Annotated in this window: 24 protein-coding genes; 11 read left to right on the forward strand and 13 right to left on the reverse strand. The window is 67.6% G+C overall.

The features are described 5' to 3' along the window. Window positions 1–737 (reverse strand): DUF2332 family protein (locus tag VGF64_10705; GenBank protein HEY1635218.1); only part of this gene is annotated, 737 nt, incomplete at its 3' end. Window positions 738–792: 55 nt separating this feature from the next. Between VGF64_10705 and VGF64_10710 the strand changes: the two genes are divergently transcribed. Next, a complete protein-coding gene (locus VGF64_10710) occupies window positions 793–2,049 on the forward strand; it encodes an alcohol dehydrogenase catalytic domain-containing protein (GenBank protein ID HEY1635219.1) in 1,257 nt (418 codons plus the stop codon). A gap of 151 nt (window positions 2,050–2,200) precedes the next feature. Here the strand turns inward: VGF64_10710 and VGF64_10715 are convergent, their stop codons facing one another. The 3 genes from VGF64_10715 to VGF64_10725 all read right to left on the reverse strand — a co-directional run bounded on the left by VGF64_10715 (window position 2,201) and on the right by VGF64_10725 (window position 5,200). After that, entirely contained in the window at window positions 2,201–2,965 is a 765-nt protein-coding gene (locus tag VGF64_10715; GenBank protein HEY1635220.1) for a PIG-L family deacetylase, read from the reverse strand. Window positions 2,966–3,059: 94 nt separating this feature from the next. Then, window positions 3,060–3,950 (reverse strand): RNA polymerase sigma factor SigJ, encoded by an 891-nt coding sequence (gene sigJ, locus VGF64_10720; GenBank protein ID HEY1635221.1) that lies wholly within the window; start codon window positions 3,948–3,950, stop codon window positions 3,060–3,062. Next, window positions 3,947–5,200 carry an FAD-dependent oxidoreductase gene (locus VGF64_10725; protein ID HEY1635222.1) on the reverse strand — a complete coding sequence of 418 codons (1,254 nt, stop codon included), beginning with the start codon at window positions 5,198–5,200 and terminating at the stop codon, window positions 3,947–3,949. Before VGF64_10725 ends, sigJ begins: the two co-directional genes overlap by 4 nt. A gap of 204 nt (window positions 5,201–5,404) precedes the next feature. Here VGF64_10725 and VGF64_10730 point away from each other — a divergent pair, with 204 nt between their 5' ends. From VGF64_10730 to VGF64_10740, 3 genes are all read left to right on the forward strand, one after another. Then, a complete protein-coding gene (locus tag VGF64_10730) occupies window positions 5,405–6,598 on the forward strand; it encodes an MFS transporter (GenBank protein HEY1635223.1) in 1,194 nt (397 codons plus the stop codon). Between the two features lie 149 nt (window positions 6,599–6,747). Further along, window positions 6,748–7,026 (forward strand): hypothetical protein, encoded by a 279-nt coding sequence (locus VGF64_10735; GenBank protein ID HEY1635224.1) that lies wholly within the window; start codon window positions 6,748–6,750, stop codon window positions 7,024–7,026. A 58-nt stretch (window positions 7,027–7,084) separates the two neighbouring features. After that, a complete protein-coding gene (locus VGF64_10740; protein ID HEY1635225.1) occupies window positions 7,085–8,722 on the forward strand; it encodes an NAD(P)/FAD-dependent oxidoreductase in 1,638 nt (545 codons plus the stop codon). Between the two features lies 1 nt (window position 8,723). Here VGF64_10740 and VGF64_10745 read toward each other — a convergent pair whose 3' ends face one another. Continuing rightward, window positions 8,724–10,199, reverse strand: a complete 1,476-nt coding sequence (locus VGF64_10745; GenBank protein ID HEY1635226.1) for a M23 family metallopeptidase — start codon at window positions 10,197–10,199, stop codon at window positions 8,724–8,726. A gap of 1,206 nt (window positions 10,200–11,405) precedes the next feature. Continuing rightward, window positions 11,406–11,909, reverse strand: a complete 504-nt coding sequence (locus tag VGF64_10750) for a hypothetical protein (GenBank protein ID HEY1635227.1) — start codon at window positions 11,907–11,909, stop codon at window positions 11,406–11,408. Between the two features lie 246 nt (window positions 11,910–12,155). Between VGF64_10750 and VGF64_10755 the strand changes: the two genes are divergently transcribed. Both VGF64_10755 and VGF64_10760 read left to right on the forward strand, forming a co-directional pair. Next, window positions 12,156–13,724: a sulfatase-like hydrolase/transferase gene (locus VGF64_10755; GenBank protein HEY1635228.1), complete on the forward strand. Its 1,569-nt coding sequence runs from the start codon at window positions 12,156–12,158 to the stop codon at window positions 13,722–13,724. Window positions 13,725–13,906: 182 nt separating this feature from the next. Further along, on the forward strand, window positions 13,907–14,818 hold the full coding sequence (locus tag VGF64_10760) for a L,D-transpeptidase family protein (protein ID HEY1635229.1): 912 nt from the start codon (window positions 13,907–13,909) through the stop codon (window positions 14,816–14,818). A gap of 39 nt (window positions 14,819–14,857) precedes the next feature. On the opposite strand, the gene VGF64_10765 is transcribed toward VGF64_10760, so the two are convergent. Beyond that, window positions 14,858–15,211, reverse strand: a complete 354-nt coding sequence (locus VGF64_10765) for a hypothetical protein (GenBank protein ID HEY1635230.1) — start codon at window positions 15,209–15,211, stop codon at window positions 14,858–14,860. A gap of 110 nt (window positions 15,212–15,321) precedes the next feature. Between VGF64_10765 and VGF64_10770 the strand changes: the two genes are divergently transcribed. Then, window positions 15,322–15,969 (forward strand): hypothetical protein, encoded by a 648-nt coding sequence (locus VGF64_10770; GenBank protein ID HEY1635231.1) that lies wholly within the window; start codon window positions 15,322–15,324, stop codon window positions 15,967–15,969. Here VGF64_10770 and VGF64_10775 read toward each other — a convergent pair. The 4 genes from VGF64_10775 to VGF64_10790 all read right to left on the reverse strand — a co-directional run bounded on the left by VGF64_10775 (window position 15,878) and on the right by VGF64_10790 (window position 19,239). After that, a complete protein-coding gene (locus tag VGF64_10775) occupies window positions 15,878–17,221 on the reverse strand; it encodes a HAMP domain-containing sensor histidine kinase (GenBank protein ID HEY1635232.1) in 1,344 nt (447 codons plus the stop codon). The genes VGF64_10770 and VGF64_10775 overlap by 92 nt on opposite strands. Continuing rightward, a complete protein-coding gene (locus tag VGF64_10780; GenBank protein HEY1635233.1) occupies window positions 17,218–17,886 on the reverse strand; it encodes a response regulator transcription factor in 669 nt (222 codons plus the stop codon). The genes VGF64_10775 and VGF64_10780 overlap by 4 nt, the downstream gene beginning before the upstream one ends. 115 nt (window positions 17,887–18,001) lie before the next feature. Beyond that, window positions 18,002–18,676 (reverse strand): pyruvoyl-dependent arginine decarboxylase, encoded by a 675-nt coding sequence (locus VGF64_10785; protein HEY1635234.1) that lies wholly within the window; start codon window positions 18,674–18,676, stop codon window positions 18,002–18,004. Continuing rightward, window positions 18,673–19,239 carry a hypothetical protein gene (locus VGF64_10790; protein HEY1635235.1) on the reverse strand — a complete coding sequence of 189 codons (567 nt, stop codon included), beginning with the start codon at window positions 19,237–19,239 and terminating at the stop codon, window positions 18,673–18,675. Before VGF64_10790 ends, VGF64_10785 begins: the two co-directional genes overlap by 4 nt. 113 nt (window positions 19,240–19,352) lie before the next feature. On the opposite strand from VGF64_10790, the gene VGF64_10795 reads away from it, so the two are divergent. The 3 genes from VGF64_10795 to VGF64_10805 all read left to right on the forward strand — a co-directional run bounded on the left by VGF64_10795 (window position 19,353) and on the right by VGF64_10805 (window position 24,667). Next, window positions 19,353–22,874: an EAL domain-containing protein gene (locus VGF64_10795; protein HEY1635236.1), complete on the forward strand. Its 3,522-nt coding sequence runs from the start codon at window positions 19,353–19,355 to the stop codon at window positions 22,872–22,874. Further along, a complete protein-coding gene (locus tag VGF64_10800; GenBank protein HEY1635237.1) occupies window positions 22,867–23,382 on the forward strand; it encodes a hypothetical protein in 516 nt (171 codons plus the stop codon). The genes VGF64_10795 and VGF64_10800 overlap by 8 nt, the downstream gene beginning before the upstream one ends. 1,009 nt (window positions 23,383–24,391) lie before the next feature. Continuing rightward, window positions 24,392–24,667, forward strand: a complete 276-nt coding sequence (locus VGF64_10805) for a helix-turn-helix domain-containing protein (GenBank protein HEY1635238.1) — start codon at window positions 24,392–24,394, stop codon at window positions 24,665–24,667. Between the two features lie 41 nt (window positions 24,668–24,708). Here VGF64_10805 and VGF64_10810 read toward each other — a convergent pair whose 3' ends face one another. Further along, window positions 24,709–25,104, reverse strand: coding sequence for a hypothetical protein (locus VGF64_10810; protein HEY1635239.1), 396 nt, complete (start codon window positions 25,102–25,104; stop codon window positions 24,709–24,711). Between the two features lie 209 nt (window positions 25,105–25,313). Here VGF64_10810 and VGF64_10815 point away from each other — a divergent pair, with 209 nt between their 5' ends. Then, window positions 25,314–25,712 (forward strand): VOC family protein, encoded by a 399-nt coding sequence (locus VGF64_10815; protein ID HEY1635240.1) that lies wholly within the window; start codon window positions 25,314–25,316, stop codon window positions 25,710–25,712. Between the two features lie 142 nt (window positions 25,713–25,854). On the opposite strand, the gene VGF64_10820 is transcribed toward VGF64_10815, so the two are convergent. Further along, the gene (locus VGF64_10820) at window positions 25,855–26,277 is read right to left on the reverse strand and encodes a VOC family protein (protein HEY1635241.1); all 423 of its coding nucleotides are present in this window, start codon (window positions 26,275–26,277) and stop codon (window positions 25,855–25,857) included. Window positions 26,278–26,420: the final 143 nt, after the last annotated feature.

A 26,420-nucleotide genomic window follows, 5' to 3' on the forward strand; every position in this document is an offset into this window, starting at 1 on the left:
GCCACCTCGATGGCACTGGCGACCCGGCGCAGGGCCCCTGCCTCCGGCGGGATGCACGCCGCAAGCCAGGCTCGTTCCTCCTCGTCGTCCAGGTCGAGCGGATTGAGGTCGACGCCGACGCGGTGATCGATCGTTGCCGGCGGAGGCAGCAGGGGGCGCAAGGGTCCCTGGAGCTCGCAATCGATGCGGACTTGGGAATCCGAGGCCCCCCATTGTCGCCCATCGCTCAGGCCGTAGTGGTACCGGTCGAGGTAGAGCCCGAGTCCCGATCCCGTGCCGACGTCGACGAGGGCGATGTTGCGGCCGGGCTGCATCCGTTGAAGAACCCCCAGTGCCAGGGCCACCTGGGTACAACGGGCGACCTCGTTCATCTGGTAGACGCGCTCGCTCTGGACCTGGGCGAGCTCGTCATGGTGCTCGAGACAGAAGGCGCGGTAGCGGCTTGCGAACTGGTCGTCGAGTGGCGGTTGGACGCCACCGGCGATTGGGAAGTAGGCGCCGAAACGATCGCCACGATGTCGCGCCGCGACACGTTGGACGGACGCCACGAATAGCAGGGGCGGCAGACGCTCCGGCGGGATGGAGGAGGCCAGCTCCGACAACTGCGTGTCGCCGGCAAGGCACTCGAAGAGCGACGCCGTCAATCGCCACGTCGGCGCGGCGTCGGGGCCGGACCATCCTCGGGCGACCTGCAGCGCCTCGTCGCGGATGCGCGCGATCGCACGCTCGTCGGTCACACCGACTGTCTAGCTCCACGGGCGGCCGGACCGCCGACTGTCTATCCTCGGGCTGGTGAGAGCCCTTCTCTACGGCGTTCGTCCCGATCGGCAGCCGCCGACCGAGGAGGACAACCGCCTCCTCGAGGGACTGGCAGGGACCCCGATGCGACTGGTCGACATGGACGACCCGGCGTTCCTCGCTCCCGACTGGGTCGTCACCCGCCCCCGGTTGACGGGCATCTGCGGATCGGACGCCAAGCAGGTCTTCATGGACTGGGGCGAGGACATGGTCGGCGACAATCCGATGAAGGGGTTCTTCTCGCTTCCGCAGGTCCTCGGGCACGAGGTCGTCGCCGATGTCGTCGCTCTCGGGCCCGACGCCCAGGGACTCGAGGTGGGCGATCGTGTCGTGCTCAACCCCTGGTTGTCCTGCGGCCCGCGGGGAGTCGACCCGATCTGTCCAGCCTGCCAGGCCGGGGACTACAGCCTGTGCTGGAGCTTCGGCATAGGGCCCCTCGCTCCTGGCATCCACATCGGCACGTCGAGGGACGCCACGGGGGGCTACGCCGATCTCATGCCCGCCCACGACTCGCAGCTGCACCGTGTCCCAGCGACCTTGCCCGACGAGCTCGCCATGCTGGCCGATCCTTTCGCGGTGTCGTTGCACTCGGTCACTCGCCACCCGCCGCCGCCGGGAGGCAAGGCGCTCGTCTACGGCGCCGGCGCGCTCGGGACGACGGCGACGGCCATCCTCCGGGCGCTCCACCCCGATGTCGAGGTCATGGTCGTGGCCCGCTTTGCTGGCCAGGCCGAGGGCATCCGCCGGCTGGGCGCTCGCGTCGTCGAGCACGAGCCCCGAGAGGCGGTGGTCGAACAGGCGGCGGCCTGGTCGGGCGGCGTCCTGTGCGAGTCCGACGGCCTTCCGATGGCCTACCCCGGGGGCGTCGACGTCGTGTACGACACGGTCGGCAAGCCGGAGACGTTCGAAGTCGGCGTCCGTCTGCTCAAGGCCAGAGGCACGCTGGTGAAGTCGGGCGTGCACGGCCCGGCCCGATGGGAGTGGACACCCCTCTACTTCAAGGAGATCTCCTGGGTCGGCTCCAATGCCTTCGGCATCGAGGAGGTGGAGGGGACGCGCCAGCATGGGATCCAGCACTACCTCGACCTTGCCAGCGACGGCCGGGTCGACCTCACCGGCATGCTGACCCACACCTTCCCGCTCGAGCGCTGGCGGGACGCGTTCACGACCCTGGCAACCCAGGATCGCACGGCGGCGGTCAAGGTCGGCTTCGACTTCCGCGCCGCGTCGGCGCCGAGTCAATCGCCCTGAACGCGACAGGAACGGTCGCAGCGACCCTGTTTCGTCGTTCTCGCGGCGATCAGGCCCGATGTAGACGCCCCAGACGCTGCAGGTTCGCTCCGGGCGCCGGCCGCCAGCCGTTCTTGTCGCGTTCCGGCGCGGTTTGCACGCTCGGGCCGTCTCAGACGAGGTCGGTCAGGGCCTCCCACCCTCGCGGGGGTGGTGCCAGGCGCCAGAACTGCTCCGGTACGTTGGCGTCGAGGCGCTCGGAGAGCGCGTGGTCGCGTTGGAGCGGCAGCACCTGGCTCCGGTAGCAGGCGATGGCCTGGCGCTTGCGCGCCATATCGGGTTCCACGGGCACGACGGCGGGAGTCGGCCACAGCCCCGACCGGAAGAGCTTCGCAATCCTCCAGGCCAGCAGCCCGGGCAGGTGCTTGTAGCCGTGGTCCTCGTAGCAGAACCAGGACAGCTCTTGGTGGTCCTCCCGCACGCGCAGGCCGGCCTCGTGGGTGACCACGTGATCGGGGTTCGCCAACCCCATGGGAAGGAAGACCGCGGTGGGAGCGAGCCCGAGCAACGCCTCCTCCAGCGCGGGCGCCACCTGGTCGGGCTTCGTCTGTTCGGCAGGGGAGAGGTACTGGTGATCGGCGAACGGCAGCCGGACCGGTCTGGCCTCGACCAGCGCCAGTGCGGCGTCGTCCTCCTGCCGCCGAACGGCGACGACGTCGTCGCCCGCCCGGAACCCGCCAGCGGCGTCCCACGAAGTCGGCTCCGACGGGTAGGCGGGCGGCCACCCACCGAACACCGTGACGACGACAGACGCTGCGTAGGTCGACAGCAGGTGCGCGGCGCCGAGGACGCCGTCGTCGAAGTGGGGCGACACCACCGCGATCCGGGCCAGCTCGCCCGGCTGGACGAGTCCCCAGGTGGGCTCCTCGAAGGTCACGCCACTCCTTCTGCTCCGGGGTGTCCCCCCGGACGTCGGGCGCGCTCAGCCTAGACACCCCACCCGCGGAACGAGCATGTGAGCCGCCGGCCCGTCAGGTGAGGGCGAGGGGCTCGACGAGATGCTCCAGCTTGTCGGGGTTGCGGACCAGCCAGATCGCCGCGACCCGTTCATCTTCGACCTCGAAGGCGGCGGCGAAGTCGACGGCGCCGTCAACACTGACGACGAAGCCTGGATCGCCGTTGATCGACGAGGGGACGACCTGGGCCTCTCCGTAGGATCGCCGGGCCAGGTTGGTGAGGAGCCGCACGATCCGATCGGCACCGACGACAGGTCGGCGGGCGGCCCGTCGTTTGGGGCCGCCGTCCGAGACCAGGACCGCATCCGGGGCGATCCGTGCCAGCGCGGCAGTCACGTCGCCCTGGGCGACGGCCATGACGAGCTCGTCGACGACCCTCCGCTCGGTACGGATGGCCGGACGACCGCCGCCCTCACGGAGGCGGTGGCGGGCCCGGCTGGCGATCTGCCGGCACGCCACCTCGGACTTGTTGACGGTGGCTGCGACCTCGGTGAACGGCACTTCGAACACCTCGACCAGGAGAAAGACGGCTCGTTCAACAGGCCTCAGCCGGTCGAGAAGGGTCAGGAACCCGAGGGTCAGCGATTCCGACATCTCGGCGACCTCTTCGGGTCCGGGCGCCACGACGACCGGCTCAGGGAGCCAAGGGCCTGGGTACTCTTCCCGTCGCCGACGGGAGGTCCGCAGCCGATCGAGCGCCAGGCGGGTGGTCACCGTGGTGAGCCAGGCTGCGGGCCTGTTCAACGTCGTCGCGTCGGTCGCTTGCCAGCGCAACCATGCTTCCTGGACCACGTCCTCGGCGTCGGCCACGATGCCCAGCATCCGATAGGCAAGGCCGAGAAGCTGGGGCCGCTGGCGTTCGAAGATGTCGATCGCGCCTCCATCGTGGCGGCGTGGGGTGGTCACGCCACCATGGTGGCCGAGGTCGAGAGCCGACGGAGCGCCGCCGTGCCGGCCTCTCGGGCACTGGCGAGGGAGGCGTCGGCGAGCAGTCCCACCGGGCCGACCCAGTCACCGGCCAAGAAGACCCCCGGCATGCCAGTGGCGCTGACCGCGGGCCGGCCCTGCAACCCTCCCCGGTCGGCTCGCGGGAGGACGCCGGTCACGACCATGCGGGCGAGGAACCTCGACGCCAGGACGTCCGGGTCGTGGACGCCGATCTGAGAGAGATGGCGTTCGAGCTGGGGCCTGTCCTCGGCCGCGCTTCGGGCCTGATAGCGAACGATCGCCACCACGCCTTGGCCGTATGGGGCCTGGCGGGCCGGCGGGGATTGCGTAGTGCCGTACAGAGGCTGGTCGACGCCGAGCACATAGCCGGGACTGGGAACGTGGGCCACACCGACGTCGAGGCAGGCGGCGGTCACGGGCTCGCCCAGCTCCCCCCAGTCAGGGTCGGAGGGCAGCATCGACCGGGCCACGTCCGGCGTGCCGGCTGCCAGCACCACGGTGCGCGCGGTCAGGACACCGTCATCGGTCCGGACTGCGACCTTGCCCGATGTCGCGTCGAGCCCGCGGACGGCCGTGCCGCTTCGGACCTCGACGAGGCGCCTGAGGCCGTCGACCAGCTGGCCCCATCCACCATCTAGATAGATGACGCCACCGTTCGCGGCCGACTGCAACTGGGCGACAGCGGCGTCGGCACCGAAGTGGTCCTGGTCTGCCACGTACGTCGAGAGACGGAGCTGGGCCCTGGCCAGAGCTTCGGTATCCGGCCGGAGGCTCTGGCCGGCGAGCCAGCTCGACACCGACGTGCCCTCGAGCTTGGCGGTGTCGATACGCGGCAAGAGCCCGAGAAGGCGGGCGTACTGGGCCTTGCTGCGACCACCGAGGGCGGTCGTACGCATGAGGGTCGCAGGACCGCTCGGCATGAGGTGCTGCTCGCCGTTCATGAGGAGCCGGTAACGGCCGAGGGGCGGTTTCGACCCTCTCGGGCGCACGCCAAGCGAGCGAAGGACCGCCATCGCAGGACCGCCCACATAGAGAGCATGGCCTCCCTGGTTGAACAGGAAAGGTCGCCGCTCGGTCGTCCGGGCTCGACCGCCGGGCTGATGAGCCTCCAGCACGACGGTGTCCGCGCCACCTGCTGCAGCGGTGGCACCCGCCGCCAGCCCGGACAACCCACCACCGACCACAATCACATCCCGATCAGTTGTCATACTGTGTCGACGCCGCGACGGACGCAATTGTGACAACTCCAAGCGAGTGACCCGTTTGTGGCGACCTCGGCAGGCTGCTACCCGACGGCTGAGGGGGCTACCGTTGGTAAGTCTTCCATGACCGATCCCCGACCCCTGCCCACAGCCGTGCGCCGGCCATCCGCCGGCCTCGACGACTCGGTAGGGGCGAGTCGCAGAGGGGTCGTGGCACCCCGCCCCGTGGCGTTCTGGCTCGTCGCCTACGTGTTCGCGACAACCATGCTCGGCACGACGCTGCCGACGCCCCTCTACGTCATCTACCAGGGTCAATGGCATTTCTCGTCGGGGATCGTCACGGTCATCTTCGCGACCTACGCCGCGGGGGTGCTCGCCGCGCTCCTTCTGGCCGGACGATCCTCGGACCAGGTGGGGCGGCGGCGCGTGCTGTTCACCGCCCTGGCTCTGAGCGCGGTGAGCACGGTCGTGTTCATCCTCGCCCCCAGCCTGGCGTGGCTCTTCGTCGGCCGCGTCCTGTCGGGGCTGTCCGCTGGACTGGTGACGGGGACGGCCACCGCCGCCCTCACCGAGCTGCTCGTGGCCTCGTCCTCATTACGGGCTTCGCGGGTGGCGACGGCTGCCAACATGGGGGGCCTGGGTCTCGGTCCGCTCGTCGCCGGGCTCTTCGCGCAGTTCGGCCCGAACCCCACGGTGCTGGTGTTCGAGGTCTATCTGGCTGTGCTGGCGGTCGCTGCGGTCGCGCTGGCCGCCGTCCCCGAGACGGTGCGCCAACGCCAGCCTCTGACGCTTCGGTTCACCGGCCTCGGGATCCCGGCGATGGGTCGAAGCGAGTTCATTGCCGCCGGGGTGGCGGGCTTCGCCGCATTCTCACTCCTCGGTTTGTTCACTTCCCTGGCTCCGACGTTTCTCGGCGGCATACTCCACGAGCACAGCCGGGCAGTGAGTGGTGTCGTCGTGTTCCTCATCTTCGCCGCCGCCACGGTCACCCAGCTGCTGGTCGCTGGCTTCCCGAGCCGCCCCGTCGTCCTGTCGGGGCTCGTCTTGTTCCTCGCCGGACTGGCGTTGATCGTGGCCGCACTCTCACAGGCCTCAATGCCCCTGTTCCTCACCGGGACCGTCGTCGGCGGCGTGGCCGTCGGCGCCGTGTTCATCGGAAGCCTGTCGACGGCCAATCGTTTAGCGCCGGCCGAGATCCGGGGGCGGGTCGTCTCCACCTACTTCGTCTTCGCCTACGTCGGTCTGACCATCCCGGTGATTGGTGTCGGCATCGCATCCGAGCACGTCGGAGACTTCCGTGCCGTGCTCGTCTGCGCGATCGTGCTCGCCGTGTTGTGCGCACTCGCCGCCGTGGGCATCGGCAGGACGAATGGTGAGCGTCGAGCTGAGAGCCAGAGCAGCTGAGGCTTTCTAGCCGCTCGACGGGCTGGTGGCGCCGATACGAGGCCAGAAAACAGGGCTTCCACGTCCTCCAGCCCCCTGGCCAAGTCTGGATCCGGCTCCAGGCTGAGGACATAGCGGGCCAACGCCACCCGGCGTTCAGCCACGGACCAGTGGACGTCGTCTTGATTCGCCCAGTCGGGGAGGGGCACGTGGTGAAGGCCCGCTTCGAGCTCGGCGAGGCGGTCGAGCAACCTGGGAATTCGCCACGGCCGGGCGGTCATGGCAGCCCTCATCGTGTCGCCGGGTACCCGTTCCATGACCTGGAGCGGCCCGTCGACCACCTCGCCGGGTGGGAAGACGGCGCGGCGATCGCCTTCTTCCAGCATCCCGGCACAACCGCGGAGCCTCCGCTGAAGCCCTATGCGAACGCGGCCTGGCACGGCTGCTGACCCGGGCGGATTCGAGCTGGCCGGGTGCAGCGGGGCGGCCAGGATTAAGATCACGAGAATGGCCAGCACGGCATCAAAGGCTCCGGTACGCGATCTTGAGGCCGTCATCGTGGGCGCCGGCTTCTCCGGGATCTACATGCTTCACCAGCTGCGGGATGTGCTCGGGCTCTCTGCCCGGGTCTTCGAGCAGGGTGATGGGGTGGGCGGGACCTGGTACTGGAATCGTTACCCGGGCGCGCGGTGCGATTCCGAGAGCTACTACTACTCGTACTCGTTCTCCGAGGAGCTCCAGCAGGAGTGGGTCTGGAGCAGCAAGTATCCCGAACAGCCCGAGATCCTGCGCTACCTCGAGCACGTCGCCGACCGGTTCGACCTACGCCGTGACATCCAGCTCGGCACCCGGGTGACGAGAGCGGTGTTCAGGGAGGAGAGCGACGACTGGGAGGTCCACACCGACCGGGGTGACGTCGTGACTGCTCACTTCTTCATCAGCGCTGTCGGGTGTCTGTCGGCGGCCAACGTTCCTCAACTACCCGGTCTCGAGCGGTTCGGCGGCGAGTGGTACCACACGGGCGCGTGGCCACAGGAACCCGTCGACTTCTCCGGCAAGCGGGTTGGCCTCGTCGGCACCGGCTCGACCGGGATCCAGGCCGTGCCGGTCGTCGCCGCCGAGGCGGGCCATCTCACCGTGTTCCAGCGCACACCCAACTACAGCGTGCCGGCCCGCAACCTGGCGTTGACGCCTGAGCAGATGAGTGAGATCAAGGCCAACTATCGGGCGATCCGCCGCAAGGCAAGGAACTCATTCGCCGGCTTTCCCTACGACCCGAGCGACAAGGGGGCCATGGAGGTCCCTCCGGAGGAGCGGCAGGAGACCTATGAGCGCCTCTGGGCCGAAGAAGGCGGGTTCAAGTTCATCTACGGCTCGTATATGGACCTGCTCTTCAACAAGGCTTCGAACGACACGGCGTCGGAGTTCATCCGGAGCAAGATCCGGCAGATCGTGAAGGACCCCGTCGTGGCCGAGAGGCTCGTGCCCACCGATTACCCGTACGGCACCAAGCGCCCGCCGATCGACACCGACTACTTCCACGCCTTCAACCAGGACAACGTGACGCTCGTAGACCTGAGGAAGACACCGATCACCGAGATCACCAGGGACGGCCTTCGTACTACGGACGCTTCGCACGACCTCGACATCCTGATCTTCGCTACTGGCTTCGACGCCATGACGGGGTCCCTGCTCAAGATCGACGTTGAGGGTCGGGGTGGGCAGCAGTTGCAGGAGAAATGGGAGTCCGGGCCTCGGAGCTACCTAGGCATGCAAGTGGCGGGCTTTCCGAACATGTTCGTCATCACCGGTCCCGGCAGCCCCTCGGTGCTGACCAACATGCCGCTGGCCATCGAGCAGCACGTCGAGTGGATAGGGGAGTGCATCTCTTATCTTCGTGAGCACGGCCTCACTCGTGTCGAGGCCACCGAGGAGGCCGAGGCGGCCTGGGTGGAGCAGGTTCGCCAGGTCGCGGAGGCGACTCTCTTCCCACTCGCGAACTCGTGGTACATAGGCGCCAACATCCCGGGAAAGAGCAGGGTGTTCATGCCCTACGTGGGCGGCTTCGCGCCCTACCGTCGCCACTGCGAGGACGTGGCTGCCAACGGCTACGAGGGGTTCGCGCTTTCGGCTGGCGCCAGCTGAGCTACGACAGCAGCAGGAAGTTTCCGGTTCCCCAGGGTGACGCGGCAACGGCCCGCTCCACCGCCTGGGCACTGTTCCCGGCCTTGAGCGCAGCGACGATCCCGCGGTAGGCGCCACCCCTGAGGGTGTTGACCGTCGCCGTCAGGCCTTGGCTCGAGCTGGTATAGGCCTGCACGCCGATCATGGTGATGGGATGAGAGCCGGGCAAGGGCAGGGTGGTGTTGAGGGGGTTGAACTGCGCCCGGTTGCCGAAACCGCCGCCTTCGGCCGTCTCCCAGGACACGATTGCCAAGAGGTTCTGCGACGTGACAGGTGCACCGATGGCGTTCAACAGCGCCACGGCGAAGTCGTGTGGGGTGTTGATGGCGCCCGAGCTACTGCTGCCGGTGAAGGAGGTCGAAGCAGCCGCCGGTGTCGAGGCGGGCTGGCTCTTCGGCGCTTGAGGCGTGGGGGCGGTCGGGGCCTGCGTCGTGAGTCCGGTGTTGAAGCCGACGAGGGAGTTGATGGTCTGCAGCATCGCCTGGCCGGAGCCCATCGGTCCCGGTGGGTAGAAGCCGATGGTCAGGTGGGGCCCGTTCGACACGCCTACGATCCCGGCGCCGACGGTCGAGATCTGCTGGCCCTGCACGACATGGGCGCCGACCGACACGAGGTTCGGGCCGGCGTGACCGTAGAAGACGATCCGACCGGCCAGGGGTCCCTCGGTGATCTGCAGCACCGGAGTGTTGGGGCCGAACCCGCTGATGCCGGCGGCGATGATCGTCCCTGTGCCCATGGCGTAGAGGGGAGTGCCCCCCGGGGCGACGTAGTCGACACCCTGATCCACCGTGCCGTTGTGCAGGTACTGCCACGGGAGGGGCACTCCTGCGCCGTTCGTGGAGGTGGACGCGGAGTGCACGGAGGTCGACTGGGACTGCTTGTTGGCTGCTTCCGACGCGGCGAGGCCCTCGTAGAAGGCCCGCTCCTGCTGGAGCTTCTGGGCGGCAATCAACCGGGCCAGCCCGTCGTAGAAGGCCTGCTCCTGCTGGAGCTTCTGGGCGGCAATCAACCGGGCCAGCCCGTCGTAGAAGGCCTGCTCCTGCTGGAGCTTCTGGGCGGCAATCAACCGGGCCAGGCCGTCGTAAAAGGCCCGCTGCTGCTGGTTGGCCGGTTGCGTCTGCGCGGCCTCTTGTTGCTGCTGCTGCTGCTGGGCCGCCTTGGCCGCGGCAGCCGCCTGGAGGCCCGCCTGCTGCTTGGCCGCGGCGGCCGCCTGGAGGCCCGCCTGCTGCTGCTGGGCCGCCTTGGCCGCGGCAGCCGCCTGGAGGGCCGCCTGCTGCTGCTGGGCCGCCTTGGCCGCGGCAGCTGCCTGGAGGGCCGCCTGCTGCTGCTGGGCCGCCTTGGCCGCGGCAGCTGCCTGGAGGGCCTGCCGCTCCTGCTGCGCCTGACGGTCCTTGGCCGCCTGTGCTGCCGCAGCCGCCTGCGCCTGCTGGTGCTGCATGAGGGCGAGGCTTGCCGATCGCGTTGTCGCCGCCACCTGCTCTGTGTCGGAGGTGGTCTTCGGTGAGGGCTGTGTGGTCTTCGGTGAGGGCTGCGTGGTCTTCGGTGAGGGCTGCGTGTCTCGAGTCGTTGCACCGCTCGTCGGGCGGTCGGTCGAACCCGAGACGGCGTGGCTACCCGTACGATTGTCCGCCTTGGCGGAGGGAACCATGGTCCCCACGTTGCCGGCTGGTATGGCGCCCGGCTGAGGCAGCGTGGTAGTCACGACCTGGGCCGTGCTGGCGTGGGCGCGAACAGTCGCGGGCTGTGGGTGAATCGCTGCCGGTTGGGTCTCTGCCGTCTTGACGAGTTGGATCGGATCTGACGTCCGGTGAGGGGACGAAGAGCCGGAGACCGGAAGGAGGCTCGGCGTTTGTGACCGAGATTGCTTTGACAGCGCGTTGTACAGGATGACAGCCGCGGAGCTCAATGCGGCGGGCACGATCATGATTGCTGTCATGAGCATGCGAAGCCAACGCCGGGAATGAACTCGCATGTGCCTCCCCTCCTTCTCGCGTGTATGGCGATAGCGATAGCGCCCAGTTACTCGAGACGCGGAGAAACTGTAAACAGTGGAGAAGGTTCTGCCAAGGGGAAATGTTTGGTTTACCTAACGCTGGTTTTCTCATAATGGTCAAGTTAATGTCACGATCATCTTACACGCGTGTGATTTCTTTTCATCATCGGCTTCAGGGGCGGGCTTTAAGGGGAAAGAGACAGGCAACACGACCCGGCCTGTCTCCGCGAGGTCAACCCAGCACTGCACCCGATCCGTCACCCCATCGCCACCGCTCCGCGACGACATCCGCCCCGGCCCGGCGCCCTGCCCGCCAGAAGGAGTGGCTCTCGCCAGCTTCGCCTCGGTAGCGGGTCCGCCCCCGACGGCCGGCCGGCCACTCTCATGAAGTCCCAGCGGGTTCTCGCACCGTCATTGAGCCCGGGTTCGGCTGCGCCCCTCGCCGAGCAGCTCCTGGATCAGGGCCGCCAGCCCACCACAGGTGACTACCAGGCAGAGAGAACACGCCACCTATTTCCATTCATCGAGGTGGCGGCTACCTCCCAGTTCGGCGTGATCTATCGGTCCCGGTTGACCAGTACCCGCGCTACCAGTTGTTCATTACCGCAGAGGGTCCCCCTCGGAGAGTGCGGCCCCTGAACCTTGAGTCGGTCAGGCACTCGTCCGGGACGACGAACGGTCCGGGATGTACGAGTGCCGGCCCCCGTTCGTCGACGACGTCGCGCTGCCGCGCCGCCTGGAAGCGGACCTGCTGGTCGCGTCCGGAGGAGGAGGGGGGGGTGTCTCGATGGCGCGCATCATGCGGGTGGCGCCGACCCAGTCGTGGCGGGCGCCGTCGAGGGGCCAGGACCCGGCGTCGACCGACCGTGTCTCGAGAAGCTCCGGCCCTTCAGTGCTCGGTTCCCTCCTCGGGCTCGTGCGTCGGCGGGCGACACCCGTCAAGCCGGCCACCACCAGGGCCGAACCGGTCAGCAGTCCGGCGAGGACCGGGACCGACCCCCCGAACGGCTCCAGGTCCTCCGCCTCGAGCAGGGAGAGGATGCCGAGGAGGACAAGGGACACGGCGGCGGCGCCCAGCAGGGGCCCCCACTCGACCAGGGGATGAGGCCCAAGGACGGGCTCCTTTCCCGACGGTCTGGCGATTGACCAGCTCATTCAGCGCTCTGCCCCTCGACCCAACGACTTCGACCCAGCAATCTCGAAAGGCCAGAATCTTAGCGCCCGTGACGCGGGCGACTTTCCGGAGGATCGGGCTCGCGTCGCCCCCCGTACGGGGGAGGACGCACCCCTTCGTCAGACGGGGGGAGCTCCTCAACGGAAACGTGACGGTCGTCGCCTCCGCCTGACGTCGCCGGACCGACCAGCCCAGCGCGTTGCGAGAGACTAGAACACAGGCTGCCGATGACCGCGCGACCCAACGTCCTCTTCGTCATCACCGACCAGGAGCGCCACTGGGAATGGATCCCGGGCGAGCTCCGGGACCGCCTCCCGCATCGACGACGGCTGCTCGGCGCCGGCACCGAGTTGACCCGGCACTACACGCACTCCTCGCCCTGTTCGCCCTCCCGGGCCACCCTCGTCACCGGACAGTACGTGCCCGAGCACGGGGTCACCGACAACGTGTTCGTCGAGCCCGCGCACCCCGACCTCCACGACGCCACGCCGACCGTCGGCCGGCTGCTGGGGGAGGCGGGGTACCGGACCGCCTACGTGGGCAAATGGCACCTGTCCTACGGCAACCCCAGGATGGAGCGCTACGGCTACGGCGACTGGCAGGGCGAGGACTGGGCCTGGACCGGACTCGCCGGTACCGGTACCCATTTCGATCCGCTCATCGCCGGGCAGGCGGCCACTTGGCTGCGCGAGCACGGACGCTCACCCACGCCGTGGTTCCTCACCGTCGGTCTCGTCAACCCCCACGACATCCACTGGTACCCGGCCGACCAACCGTGGTACCAGGACGCCCATCGGGAAGAGATCGCGGCGGTCAACGAGATGCTGGCCCCGCCCATCCCCGGTCAACCCGGTGTAGCTCCCTTCACCGATGGCTACGACGAGCTCTTCGACCTCCCGGAGAACTTCGAGGACTCGCTCGACGCCAAGCCTGCGGTGCACAAGCAGTGGCGGTTCGAGGAGCTGCACTCCATCTTCGGGCATCTGGACTATGGCGATGTCCGGAGCTGGCAGCGGGCCCTGGACTACTACTTCAGGCTGCACGAGATGAGCGACGTCCAGCTCGGCATCATCCTGGCGGCGCTCGACGACATCGGTGGCTGGAACGACACGGTGGTGGTCCTGACCAGCGACCACGGGGACATGTGCGGATCCCACGGCCTGGTCAACAAGGGCCCGTTCGCCTACGAGGAGATCATGCATGTCCCGCTCTCGGTGCGGATTCCGGGGGTCACCGCAGAAGGAAGCAGCATGGACGGGCTCACGTCCTCGGCCGACATCGTCCCGACCATCTGCGAGCTGGCCGGCGTGACCGACACCTCGTCGCTGTCGGGCCTGAGCCTCGTCCCGCTCCTCGACGGACGGGAGACATCGGTACGCGACCACGTCCTCTTCGCCCAGAGCCAGGCCTGGTACCGAAGCTGCGTGGCCCACCGCTTCGCGCTCCGTGGCGTCTTCGACGGCCGGTTCAAGTACGTCCACTACTACGGGGTCGGCGGCGGTGTGGACAGCGTCGGTCAGGGCCTGCCCTGGGCGCAGGAGATGACGGTCGGGCCCGATGCCGACCCCTGGGACCAGGAGCACGAGCTCTATGACCTGCACGACGACCCGGGGGAGCTTGTCAACCTGGCCGCCGACGTCTCCCGCAGCAAGGAGGTCCGAGACCGGTTCGAGCACCTGCGCCAACTCGAGGGGTCGGCGTTCACCCACAGCCGTCCCCCCGAACCGAGCGGCGGGTCCAGCCATCAAGCCGGCATGATGGACCGGGCCGAGGAGTTCCGCCAGCGCGGTCGGTAGCCAGAACCCGACCCTCGGGCCGCGGTCCCGCGGAGCAGGTCGCGCTCCACCTCTTGTCGAAATTGGGCGCGATGGCTGCAGACGCGACGCCCACTTTCAGCCCGCGGCCAGAGCACGATCCGCGGGCGCCACGGGGCGCTTGTAGGATGCTGTCTCTGGGCAAGCCGCAGCAGGGAGCGGCGATGATCGCTGGGAGTCGACGGGGCATGGGAGCGGGGCGTCGAGGATCTCGGCTGGTGCCCGGGTCGCGATGGTGGACCACGGCGCCGGCCCTTGCTGGGGCTACCCTCGCGGCCCTGCTGGTCGCCGGTTGTGGCAGCTCAGGCAACCAGGCGGTGCCGACGTCCGGCCGCTCCCGGAGCCCAGCGGCGGGGGCCGCACCGACCACCACGCCCTCGACGCTGATGCCTGCGCCGACCACCGTGCCGCCGACCACCGTGCCACCGACGAACAGGCTCTCGAGCGCACCGGCCACTCCGCCAGCTCCGGCGCCCGCGCCCGCACCCCTCGGTCCCGGTTCCAGCGGGCCGGCCGTCCTTGCCCTGCAGCAGCGATTGACCTCGATGGGCTACTGGATGGGAGCCCCCGACGGGCACTTCGGCGATACGACCACGCAGGCTGTCTACGCCCTCCAGAAGGCCGCTGGTCTCGGTCGTGACGGTCTCGTCGGCCCCGCCACGAGCGCGGCGATCGCCCAGGGTGTCGTTCCGCATCCCCGCAGCACATCGGGTCACGTGATCGAGGTGGACCTCCAGCGCGATCTCCTGATGCTGGTCTCGGACGGCAAGCTCCAGTACGTGCTCAACACCTCGACGGGGGGCGGTTACACGTACACCGACCAGGGGACGACCTCGGTCGCCGACACGCCCGTCGGCCAGTTCCACGTCTTCCGGCAGGTCGACGGGATGGTGACCAACAGTCTCGGCCAGCTCTGGCGGCCCAAGTTCTTCGACGGCGGATTCGCGGTGCACGGCGACAGCGACGTACCTCCGTACCCGGTCTCGCACGGCTGTGCCCGCGTCAGCAATGAGGCGATCGACTGGATCTGGTCCAACAACCTGGCGCCCATCGGCACGGAGGTCTGGGTGTATTGAGCCCTCAACGCCGTCGTGTGACGCTGCCAGTACCGACGGCTAGGTAGCGCCCGACACCACGTGTGAGTGGCTGGTGGCCCGCTGGGGCATGGTCGACGGTGGGGCCAGCGCTGCCGGCTGCGACGAGGTCGTGGGGGGGGAGGTCGGCTGGGGAGCCGCGGCTGAGGGAGAGGTGGCTGCGGGTGACGTGGTAGCGGGGCTCGCCGGTGCCGGGGCGCTGGCGTGACCGGGGGTCGTGTGGGCGACGTAGGCGGCCACGGCACCGACGGCGGCAACGCTGGCCACCGCCAGCGACCTGGTGATCCTCCTGAGCCGACGCAGGGCCTGATCACGGTCGGTGCTCTGCATCGCGCGGCCCGGGTGCGGTCGCCGGGCGAGGCCTCGCTGATCCATGTGTCCGACCGTAAGGGTCGAGCCTTACGGGGACATGAAGCCGGGCGCGTCTCGGCCTTCATGTTGGCTTCAGGAACTTCTCGTAGCTTTGCCACGAGAGGACATCGACCGTGACCCGACCCCCGATATCGTCCGGGCCCCGTTCAAGCACGGGGGAGGGCAACGTTGACGCCGGCGTCGAGGGCAACGCTCGGCTCACCGGGTCCAACTCCGCCCTGCTGATCGCCCTTCTCGCCATCGAGGGGGCGACGATCCTGTCGATCCGGTCGCTGCTCAGTCCCCACGTCTTCGTCGGGATGCTCTTGATCCCCCCGGTGGCGCTCAAGACCGGGAGCACGCTGTACCGTTTCCTGCGCTACTACCAGGGGGTGCCCGCCTACCGCCGAAAGGGCCCGCCCGCATGGGCCCTCCGTCTCCTTGGACCGTTCGTGGTCATCCTGACCGCGGTGGTGCTGGGCAGTGGGGTGGGTCTCATGCTGGTCGCCGACCCTTGGCGACAACGCCTCCTTTTCGTGCACAAGGCCAGCTTCGTGTTGTGGTTCGGCGCCATGACCATCCACGTCCTCGGCCACCTGACGGAGACCGCCCGCTTCGCCCCCAAGGACTGGATCAGCCGGGCGGGACGCCGTTGGCCCAGGGCCAGCGCCCGCCGTTGGGCGCTGGTGGTCAGCCTGCTGGCGGGTGCCCTCCTGGGCTGGTGGTTTCTCGGCCGGGTGGGCAGCTACCTGGCAACGTCTCCCCACGGTCACGGGGGCTGACGACACTGTCGACAGGGCTGGAGTCACCGCCAGTGCCGGATGGCCACGAGACTTCCATGCGAGCTCCGCCGGTGGGGGCGTCGCCGATGCTCCAGCGTCCACCCGTCGACCGCACGACCGAGTCGGCGATTGCCAGCCCGAGGCCGGCCCCTCCCTTCTGGTCCGTCGCCCGATGGAAGCGTTCGAACAGCAGGCCTCGCTCCTCGGGCGGGATGCCGGGGCCACTGTCCTCCACTGCACAGAACGCCCGACCCCCGGATTGTCCCACCACCACCCGGACCACGCCGCCGATGCTCGAGTAGCGACAGGCGTTGTCGAGCAGCGCGCCAATGAGCCGGTCGATCCACTCAGGCGGGGCCTTGACCCGCACCGGAGTCGGGGCGATGTGCTCGACCGAGAGCCGCAGCTCTCGGGCGGCTGCGACGGGAACGAATCGGCCGGCACAGTCCTCGGCGACGGCCAAGAGGTCGAGTGGCTCCTCGCCCGGGCGCAACGGCTCCGAGTCGAACCGAGCCAACCACAGAAGGTCATCGACGATGCGCCTCAGGCGTCTGCCCTCGCCTGCGACCCGCTCGAGGCTGGCCTTGTAGTAGCTGGCGTCACGGTGGTTGCGGAGGGCCAGCCCCACCTCGGCCTCGATGACGCTGAGAGGAGTGCGCAGCTCATGAGAGGCGTCGGCGGTGAACTCCAACTGCCGCCGGCGGGCCTGCTCGACCGGCGCCGAGGCATTGAGCCCGATGGCCAGGGACCCGAAGTACAGCGCGGCCAGCAGTACGGGACCGACCAGGATCTCGGAGGCAATGAGGATCCCCCTCACGTGGGTGGCCTGGGCCAAGCTCTGTCCGGCCACCGCCCAATGGCCCCCCAGCGGCGACGCCGCCAGCCGGAAGGTGCCCGAGCCCAAGGTTGCGGTCGTGGGATGCGTCGTCGACCAGGATCGGCGGGGGAGAGAGGGAGCGTTCGGAGTCACTGCCACTCCTGGCCCTTGTGGGCCGGCGGTCCAGAGGAAGACCGGAGCCTCGTTCGGATCGCCGTCTTCCCGGTCGGCTTCGGACCGGAGGGGCGGCACCTGGTGTCGGGCGTCGGCCAGCCTCTCGTGGAGTCGCTGATCAAGCTCCCCGGTGAGACGATGGCCCACCAGCACATCGAGAGCCAGGACCACAACCACGTAGACCACGGCGATCACCGCCGTGGTGATCGCTGCGACTCGGGCGGCGTGTCCGAGGCGGGGTCTCCAGCGCAACCAAGTCACGAGGGCACCATCCGGTAGCCGACACCCCGTACGGTCTCGATGCTGACCGCGGCTCGGGAGAGCTTGGCCCTCAGGCGGGCGAGGTGTACGTCGATGGTGTTGGACCCTACGGCGTCGGCCTCCTCGTCCCACACCTGGAGGGCGATCGACCGGCGTCCCACCACAGCGGGTGCCCGCCGCAACAGCAACTCGAGGATCGACAGCTCGGTCGTGGTGAGCGAGAGTGCTTCCGCTCCGACTGTCGCCGACCGGCTGGCGGGGTCGAAGACGACGTCGCCACACGAGAGGCGGGGTGCGTGGGCCTCCGGGGGGCGGCGCAGCAGGGCTCGGATGCGGGCCAGCAGCTCCGGAAAGTCGAAAGGCTTGATCAGGTAGTCGTCCGCGCCGGCATCGAGACCGGTCACCCGGTCCGTTGTCGTGTCGCGCGCGGTGAGCATCAGGATCGGCGTAGCCATTCGCCGGGACCGGGCCTCGGTGAGCACGTCGAGGCCGGATCTCTTCGGCATGCGCCAGTCGAGGATGACGACCGAGTAGTCGTAGGAGCGAAGGTAGGCGCTGGCCTGGTCACCGTCGGTCACGGCGTCCACGACGTAGCCATCCTCTCGGAGGCCGCGCTCGACGACCGATCGGAGGCTCTCATCGTCCTCCGCCAACAGGATCCTCATGACAGTCTTGGTCTACCGCACCCAACCTGACAATTGGATGACACGAGGACCCCGCGGTCAGCTGACGTCGGTCAACGAATGGCCGGGCGACGGGATCGCCCGCATGCTCGACCCCTCAGGTGCGGCGGTGGCGCCAACGGGCCTGAGCGCGCCGGATGCTCCCGGCGACACTGTGCGTGACCTGGGACTGGCTCCGTACCTCGCCCGGCCCGGCCAGATAGAGGGGCTGAAGGCCAGGCGGGGGCGCCCAATCCGACACCCAGGCCTGTGGCTCGAAGATCGCCACGACCAGGGCGCAAACGGGCTTACCGGCGCAAGTAGTGCCCCGCAGGTGATAACGGGTTGACTCGAACTGCTCGCCTCGCTTCTCGCACATCGACCCGAGGCTGTTCACCATCTCCGATTGGAGATCAGCCTTGGCAGAACCGTGGTGCTCGACGAAGAGGCCCTTGCGGCTGTGTTGCTGTTGAACCCAGCCAATCCCTGCCCACGCTTCTTCGCCGAGTAGGTCGACCTCCGCTTTGGCCATCACGACGTAGAGTCGATCGCCCCATTCTCCCGTCACCGCCGCCGCCGCGCCGTCAAGATCGAGGATCGATGACCCGGCCGGAATCACCGAGGACAGCTGGATCAGATTGAAATTCCCGATGCCCGCGTTGTCCAACGCCGCGTCGAAGGCGCTCAGTACAGTGGCGCCACTACCGACCGCGGACGTCAGGGCGATCGTACGCGTGCTGGCGCTGATCTGACGCGGCAGCTGCGCACGCGACGGGTGGGTGATGAGTGTCACAGCTCAGAGAAGAGGTAGGCGAAGTACTGCTGCGAATCGAGCTCGACCGTCTCAACCGTTCCCAACCGCTGCCCGACCGTCGCAATGAGCTCCGGCAGGCGCAAGACCCTGACATTGTAGGCGCAGCAATCGAAGGCAGCGATCGCTGAATCAGCCATGACGCGCTTTGACATTTCAGTCAAGAGCATCGTCGCCCAGGAGCCACCTTGTCGATCAGGGCGGACCAACAGAGAGCCAAAGTAGTAGATCGCTCCGCGTGCGAAATGATCGGGGAACCTCGCTTCATAATACGGCGGACTGATCCACGGCACCACCGACAGATCAGCCGCCATGAAGCCGAGAGCGATCGTGTCCTCGGCCCGATCCTTGCACACGAACTTGAGGACCCGCTCGTCCCGCATCTCCATCATGAACTCGTCGTCCGTGAGCGCCTGTCGCGCCGGCGCGAGCCGCTCCAACGAGAGAAACGCCGAGCGGTATATGTCTAGAAACTCCTCGGCGACGGCGAGCGTGACGGTTTGTACCGTCTGGACGCTATTAAGCCGGGTCTCTACGAATGCCATTTTCCCCCCTGTTGCTGCGCAAGTCTGCAGGAGACGTCCGATGTGGGAGAACTACCCGTTCAGCAGATAGTAGTGCTGGGTGGTAGCGTCCGTTGCAGGTAGGGGGTTTCGAGTTGGCTCCAGTTGCTTCCAAGACGTGGGGCCGCTTGGCGGGCGTTGGTGTCATTCTCGTCGTCACGGCGGCCGTATTGCCCGCGGACGTGCAGGGCATCTTCGTTGTCATCGTCGGCCTGCTCGCAGTCACTGCCGTCTATGTTCGGACTTGCCGACGGCTTGTGGATCCCAGACCATGGCAATGGTTCGTGCTCGCCGGCGTCTTGTTCGTCGCTGGGAATGCGATCCTTGTGGGCTGGAGAGTCGCGTCCGGGGCCCCCGCTCCGTTCCCGTCGATCGCCGATCCCTTCTTCTTGGGCGGGTATGTGACCCTGCTGACCGGCGAGATAGTGCTGGTGCGCCGCCGCTCATCAGATGCCGAGAGGGACAATCTCATAGACGCGCTCATGATCACCGCGGTGGTCGGCGTGTTCTTGTGGGCCTTCGTACTCGCACCGGCCGTCCAGGCATCGCAGGTGGCCAGCGATCAGCGAGCGCTCGAGATCGTCTACTCGGTCTTCGACCTGCTCGCGATCGCAGGGGCGACCCGACTGGCGGTCGGATCCGGATTGCGCATCCCCAGCTACTACTTTCTCGCTGCCGCGCTCGGGTGTGTGTTGCTGGCGGATACCTTCATCAGCATCCAGACGGGAGGGTCGGATCGTTCCGTACCAGTGTCGGCGATCTCCTGCCTTACGTTCGTGCTGTTCGCGCTGGCAGGGCTTCACCCCTCGGTCTCTCGTCTGACCGAGCCACCGGCGCCCCGGGAGATCCAACTGACCTCGAGGCGCCTGGCCGTCCTGTGTGCTGCGTTCCTGGTCATCCCCGTCGGTTTCGCGGCTGGTTTTCCTCTGGACGTACGTTTCGACCTTCCGATCCTGATCGTCGGCTCGGTGGTACTCGGCTTGCTGGCGGTGGCCCGCATGGCGGGCCTGGTCCACGCCAAGGAGCGCAAGGCGAATCGGGAGCGGTTGCTCCGTGAGGCCGGCCAGGCGCTGGTCATGTCGACAGATCGGGACCAGCTGTACTACGTCGCAGCGCTCTCGGCGGCTACGCTCACCCAGATCACGGGCAGCGGGGCGTGCGTCAGTGCTGCCACCTGTCAGGACGGGAGGCTTGTCTTCGGCAGCTGGTTGGGGCTCGATGAAGACGTCCTCGAGAGTGCCAGCGTCGCATTGGCTGAGCTACCGGCGCCGGCGAGGCACGCGGTCATGTCCGGCGGGTCGTGTCTGATCGAACCGGAGGGGGCGTCGATCGTCGCGTCGAGGTTGGGCCTGAGCCCGAGCAGGTTCACCAGTCTGCTTCTCGTTCCGCTGAAGGCGAGAGAGCATCCACGTGGGGTGCTCGCGATCGTCTCACCGCGCACCATCGGGCTCGAGCTGCGTCAGTCCATCGAGCTGCTAGCCGGACATGTGACGCTGGCCCTGGAGAGTGCCGCCCTCACGGAGGAGGTCGCCCGTCGTCGCTCCGAGCGCAGGTTCCGTGCCCTGGTCGAGCAGTCATCCGATCTCGTTATCGTCGTCGGCACGGATGGACTCGTCAGCTTTGTCAGCCCGGCCATCCGGACGATCCTTGGGGTGCCGGAGGAAGAGGCGTTGGGCCGGTCTGCGCTTGACCGCGTTCACCCCGACGACCGGGCTCAAGCGGTCGCCCTGCTCGACCGAACGTGGGCCACCGCGGCGGTGACCGGCCGCACCGAGCTCCGAGTGCGCCGGGGCGACGGGCGTTACGCTTGGTTCGAGCTCCACGCCCAGAACCTGGCCGAAGAGGAGGAGATCGGTGGAGCGGTGATCCACGCCCGAGAAGTGACGGATCGGAAGCTGGCCGAGCTTCAACTGTCGGACAGTGAAGCCCGTTTCCGCTCGCTCGTGCAGCACGCGGGAGACGTCGTGATGGTCGTCGACGACAAGCTCCAGTTCAGCTACCTGAGCCCCTCGGTCTTCCGGCTGCTTGGCTACCGCTCCGATGAACTGACGGGAAGCCCCCTGGGCAAGCTGTTCCACGTCAACGACGCTCGACACGCGGTCCGACTGATCTCGACGGGGCGCTCGAAGGGTCGTGAGACGCCCATCGAGCTTCGGATGCGACATGCATCTGGGCGATGGATCAGCGTCGAGACGACGATCACGGATCTGCGCCACGATCCGGCGGTTCGTGGCATCGTCCTCAACGGACGCGACATCGCCGATCGTAAGGCGCTCGAGCACGAACTTCGCTACAAGGCACTCCACGACCTGTTGACAGGGCTCGCAAACCGGTCGCTGTTCATCGAACGGCTCGCGGCGACGCTCAGTAACCTCGACGCCACCATGAGGGCGGCGGTGATTTTCATCGATCTCGACGACTTCAAGACGGTGAACGATGGCATGGGCCACCTGCTCGGTGACGCGCTCTTGATCGACGTGGCCGACCGACTGCGTCGTTGCGTCCGTCCAGGGGACCTGGCCGCCCGGTTGGGGGGCGACGAGTTCGCAGTGTTGATCGAGGGCGTCTCTGGCAGGCGGGAAGCCAGGCGCCTGGGCGAGAGGATCCTGGCGGCGCTGAGTGAGCCGGTGACGCTCGAGGGGCGGGAGCTTCGAATAGGAGCCAGCATCGGCGTGGCATTGACGGGTGCGACGAAGGACACGGATGGAACGGTCAAGGGGCTGCTGCGTGATGCCGACCAGGCCATGTATGGCGCAAAGCTCCGGGGCAAGGGGCGGCTCCAGCTCTTCGATCCGCAGATGCGAACCGAGACCTCCACCCGTCTGGTCCTTACCAACGACCTTGCCACTGCCGTCAAGCGCGGCGAGGTCTTCGCTCACTATCAGCCGATCGTCGATCTCCGGAGCGGCACGCTGATCGGTGCGGAAGCACTTGCGCGCTGGCAGCACCCGACGCGGGGCCTCGTGCCTCCGGACGTGTTCATTCCCATGGCCGAGCAGACCGGGGTCATCATGTCGGTGGGGAAGCTGGTGATCGAGAACGCATGCGCCACCCTCGGTGAGTACAAGCGGATGCATCCCGGCGGATCGTTCCGTATGAGCATCAACCTCTCGACCCGCCAGCTGGAGCACCCCGACATCTCGAAGCAGGTCGCGAGTGCCCTCCGTCGACACAGCCTCGACCCGGGCGACATCACGCTGGAGCTCACCGAGAGTCTCTCGCCGGTCAACGTGGAGCTCGCCACGGCGCGGATGGGTCAGCTGAAGGAAATGGGCGTTCGTCTGGCGATCGACGACTTCGGCGTCGGTTACTCGTCGCTGGCGTACCTCGAGCAGTTTCCGGTCGACGAGCTCAAGATCGATCGCTCATTTATCTCGGCCCTGGAGAGCGGTGGCGACGCCCACATCGTGACCAGCATCATCGGTCTCGCCAAGGCCCGGAGTCTGGGCACGGTCGCCGAGGGCGTCGAGACCTGCGGGGGGGCCAGGGCCCTCGCCAGTCTCGGGTGTGATCTGGCGCAGGGCTTCTACTTCTCGACACCGCTCGGTCCGGTCGAGCTCTCCAAGATGCCCTCGAGAATCTGGCAGGACCCGGAGAGGGAGCCCGTCGGTGTCTGAGCAGGCTGCGGAGGCACCAGCGGCGCCCGCCTGGTCGCCTGCTCATCGCCTGCTCGGAGGCGTCGCAGGCATTGGCGTGATCATCGCGCTATGGCTCTCGAGCGACCTGGTTCTCGCCGCCCCTATCGGGGCGGTGACGAAGCTCGCCGGAGCGTGGTTCGCTTTCGTGCTCTTCTCGGCTGTCTATAGCATCGCCAGCTTCTTGCTGGCGTTGCTGGCAATCCGAGCGTACGAGCGCTTCAGTAGGGGGGAGCCGAGCCGACTGGCCACATGGGTCGACCGCCAGGCGAGCTCGCCGCGGGCTCGCTGGGCGAGGCCGCTCGCCCAAGGTGGTCGGGTCATCGGCTTCGTCGTTGGGAGCGTGCTGGTGGGAGGTGTGCTGATGACATGGTTCCTCCGCTACTCAGGCAGAACTCGGGGTCTCGTCGGTCTCGCGGCGCTGTCTTCCACCATCTTCGGGGTCACGTTCACCGCCACGTACGCCGGCATCTTCCATTTCGTGCTGTAGCACGGGTTGCCGCCGGTCCCCGGGCTGCCTCGGGCGTCAGGGGACCGGGCCGCCGTTTGGTCGTGAGCCGTAGGAGTCCCGACACCCGTTCGACCAAGCCGGCGCCAGATCGGTCTCCCAGTTTGGCGGCGCCTGCGCGCAGGCCACGGCCTCGGGAACTTGTCCTTCCTGCCTGAGCGACTGCCCATATCCGCGTCCGTCCTCATACGCCGCGGTCTGAGCGGTCTTTGCGGCGGTCATCCTCGAGGCAGCCGTGGTCGGCGTGGTCGTCGCGTCAGGGGAAGTGCTCGCCGTCCAAGCGCTGTCTGAGCCCGCGCCGAAGTTGACCGCGACCGTGATGATCACTAGAAGCAGAGCGCCCGCTCCCAGGGCGACCAGCGACGGCACGCGACGGGCCCCGTGTGTCGCCGACGCCTCGCTCTTGTCCGCCTCGCTGCGGCAGGCCGCGCAGCGGCTCTCAGAGAACTCGACCAGATGTCCGCGGGGACACACCCAGAGCACGTCTCTGGCCGGCTGCTCGCGGGGCCGCCTCGGCACTACGTCGTCTTTCCCGCCACAACATTCCACCCGGACAAGAGTCCGGGCATACCCCCCCCTCGATCACCGGCACCGTCCGCGTGGAGCTCAGCACGACAGGCATGACTGCCACTTGCGCTGGGCTCCGCCAATTCAAAGTGTGGCAGGTCCGGACGGTCGCATCGATAGGCAATCGCGGTGGATGAGGCCCCCCGATGACTAGTTACGACTGGCGATGTCCGGTCGACGTTCGGTCGTCCTGACCGCGACCAAGGTGAGCGTTCAGGAAGTCGACAGCCGGAGCGCGGCTCCGCCCGGCGGAGAACGGAGCCGCCCCAGCACCAGACGCCGGTGCCCCGGCGGGGGGGTCCAGCCGTGACGTCCTTACGGTCAGTGTGCGCCTTCTGTCGGCGCGCGTCGATCCCCCAAGCGGGCGATCTAGAACGTTATTACCCGCTCACGTCTCATCGATTGGGACTACTGTCGCGACGCCATGCCGATTGCCTATCGCCGTCACCTCTCGGATGCTGATCATCGACGTGAGTCGGCCCTCATTGCCGCGCGAACCGAGTTCGCCGAGTGGGGATTCCACGGGGCGACGACCGCCGCAATCGCAAAACGGGCTGATATCTCACACTCATATCTCTACGCCTTGTTCCCCAGCGATCGTGACGCTGCCAAGGCCTACATCGCGGTCAGCCGCTTGATCGATGTCGCCATGGCGATACAGCTCCCACGCGAGCTGTGGCCGGCTCTCCCCACGGGCTGAGTCGACGGGCGCGCTCAGGACTAGACCCCGCGCAGCATCGATCAGGGCGCAGCTCCGGCGATCGGCGGCTCGAGCTGTTCCATGAACTCGAGCCGCATCCCGCCTGGCGCCTTGACGAAAGCGATCCGGCGCTTCCCGAAGGTGCCCTCGACGACCTCGGGCCCAAAGACGACCTCGTACCCCTCGAGCTCCTGGTCGAGGTCGTCGGTGAGAAGCGCCGGGTGCAGGAACCCCTCGTTGGGCAACTCCACCTGGTCCTCGTAGATCGCCCGCGTGAAGAGCGTGATCATCACCGGACCCAGGTGAACGTCGGCCCGCTCGCTTCCCCGCCACGTCATCCGGTCGCGCACCTCGGCGCCGGCCTTCTCGTAGAAGGCGCAGGCGGCGTCGAGATCAATCACCTTCACCGCCAGGTTCGCCATGCCCGTGACTGCCATGCCGGCCACCTCGCATCCACCCTAAGGACGCCAATCGCGCCACACGACCTTACGGCACCGTCGAGCCCTTCGTCCGTTCACCCGCACATCTGCCGTCACCCAGCAGAGCTTCCTCACCCAGTTGCGGCAGTGACGGATCTGCCGGATGACATGGCGCGTCCAGAGAAGAGTGGGAACTAGGATCTGATATATAACCAAGGAGGGATCCCATGTCAGAGTTTCCACCCCTCGCCCATGTTGCGCTCACCGTGCGGGACCTGACCGTGAGCGTGCCCTGGTACGAAGGGCTCTTCGATGCCAAGCCTGTGCTCGACGAGGACACCGATCCCGACCTCCACCACACCGTGTACCTGGTGGGTAACGGTACGCTCGTTGGGCTGCACCAGCACGGAACGGCCGCGCCAGACGAGGACTTCACCGAGTATCGAGTCGGACTCGACCATGTCGGCTTCGGATGCGCCGACCGCGCGCAACTGGAGCAATGGGCGCGGCGGCTGGACGAACTCGGTATCCAGCACGGAGGTATCAAGGACGCGACATACGGATCGGGCGTCAGCTTCCGGGATCCTGATGGCATCGCGTTGGAGTTCTTTGCCCCGCCCGCCTGACTCGGGGCAGAAGAGCGACTCAAGGAACGAGGTTCCCGACATCATCGCCAGGTACCGCCGCCTCGCTGGCAGCGCCGACCCCGACACACCGAGTCCACCCCTGCTACCGCGACGGCGCCCTCGGGCGCTCCTCGGTGCTTGCCTAGCCCGGTTGGACGACCAACAGGGCGTTCCCATCTGGGTCCCGCAGATAGAACATCGGCGGAACAGGTCCTGCGAGCTGGACGGCGCCGATCCGGATCTCAGCCGGCGAGCCCACACGGGCGACCTGGTCGTCGACATCGATTCCAGCCGCCTTCAGCTGTGCGTGGGATGACTCGATGTCGTCAGTGTCGAGGATGATGCCGGTCTGCACCCCCGTCGGGTCCTCTGAGCCCGGGGGTACGAGGGCGATGCCGGTCGTGCTGCCCGGGGGGTAGACCTCGACCCAGCGGTAGCCGTCGCCCCACTGGGTGTCCGAACGCTTCTCGAAGCCCAGCGACAGGTAGAAGGCGGTCGATCGGTCCTGGTCGGTCGATGGAATCATCACCAGTTGGATCTGGCTGATTCGGCCTGTGGTGTTCATTCTCTTCTCCTCTCGATGGAGTCTTGTCCCGTCGACGCAGCATCTCGGCAAGATGGACAGTGCTCGCCGCAAAAATTCGGGAGGGACCGCGACTCTTTGTGCCTACACGAGGTGCGATTCCGCGCGACCGAGGTCAGCCGGTG

The organism is Acidimicrobiales bacterium (assembly GCA_036491125.1).
Lineage (GTDB): Bacteria > Actinomycetota > Acidimicrobiia > Acidimicrobiales > AC-9 > AC-9.

What these genes read in the sequence shown, in the direction of transcription:
- VGF64_10725 (HEY1635222.1), bottom strand. Translation starts at nt 5,200, where the DNA reads ATGACAACTGATCGGGATGTGATTGTGGTCGGTGGTGGGTTGTCCGGG.
- VGF64_10740 (HEY1635225.1), top strand. Translation starts at nt 7,085, where the DNA reads ATGGCCAGCACGGCATCAAAGGCTCCGGTACGCGATCTTGAGGCCGTC.
- VGF64_10745 (HEY1635226.1), bottom strand. Translation starts at nt 10,199, where the DNA reads ATGCAGCACCAGCAGGCGCAGGCGGCTGCGGCAGCACAGGCGGCCAAG.
- VGF64_10750 (HEY1635227.1), bottom strand. Translation starts at nt 11,909, where the DNA reads ATGAGCTGGTCAATCGCCAGACCGTCGGGAAAGGAGCCCGTCCTTGGG.
- VGF64_10755 (HEY1635228.1), top strand. Translation starts at nt 12,156, where the DNA reads ATGACCGCGCGACCCAACGTCCTCTTCGTCATCACCGACCAGGAGCGC.
- VGF64_10760 (HEY1635229.1), top strand. Translation starts at nt 13,907, where the DNA reads ATGATCGCTGGGAGTCGACGGGGCATGGGAGCGGGGCGTCGAGGATCT.
- VGF64_10765 (HEY1635230.1), bottom strand. Translation starts at nt 15,211, where the DNA reads ATGGATCAGCGAGGCCTCGCCCGGCGACCGCACCCGGGCCGCGCGATG.
- VGF64_10780 (HEY1635233.1), bottom strand. Translation starts at nt 17,886, where the DNA reads ATGAGGATCCTGTTGGCGGAGGACGATGAGAGCCTCCGATCGGTCGTC.
- VGF64_10790 (HEY1635235.1), bottom strand. Translation starts at nt 19,239, where the DNA reads ATGGCATTCGTAGAGACCCGGCTTAATAGCGTCCAGACGGTACAAACC.
- VGF64_10805 (HEY1635238.1), top strand. Translation starts at nt 24,392, where the DNA reads ATGCCGATTGCCTATCGCCGTCACCTCTCGGATGCTGATCATCGACGT.
- VGF64_10810 (HEY1635239.1), bottom strand. Translation starts at nt 25,104, where the DNA reads ATGGCAGTCACGGGCATGGCGAACCTGGCGGTGAAGGTGATTGATCTC.
- VGF64_10815 (HEY1635240.1), top strand. Translation starts at nt 25,314, where the DNA reads ATGTCAGAGTTTCCACCCCTCGCCCATGTTGCGCTCACCGTGCGGGAC.
- VGF64_10820 (HEY1635241.1), bottom strand. Translation starts at nt 26,277, where the DNA reads ATGAACACCACAGGCCGAATCAGCCAGATCCAACTGGTGATGATTCCA.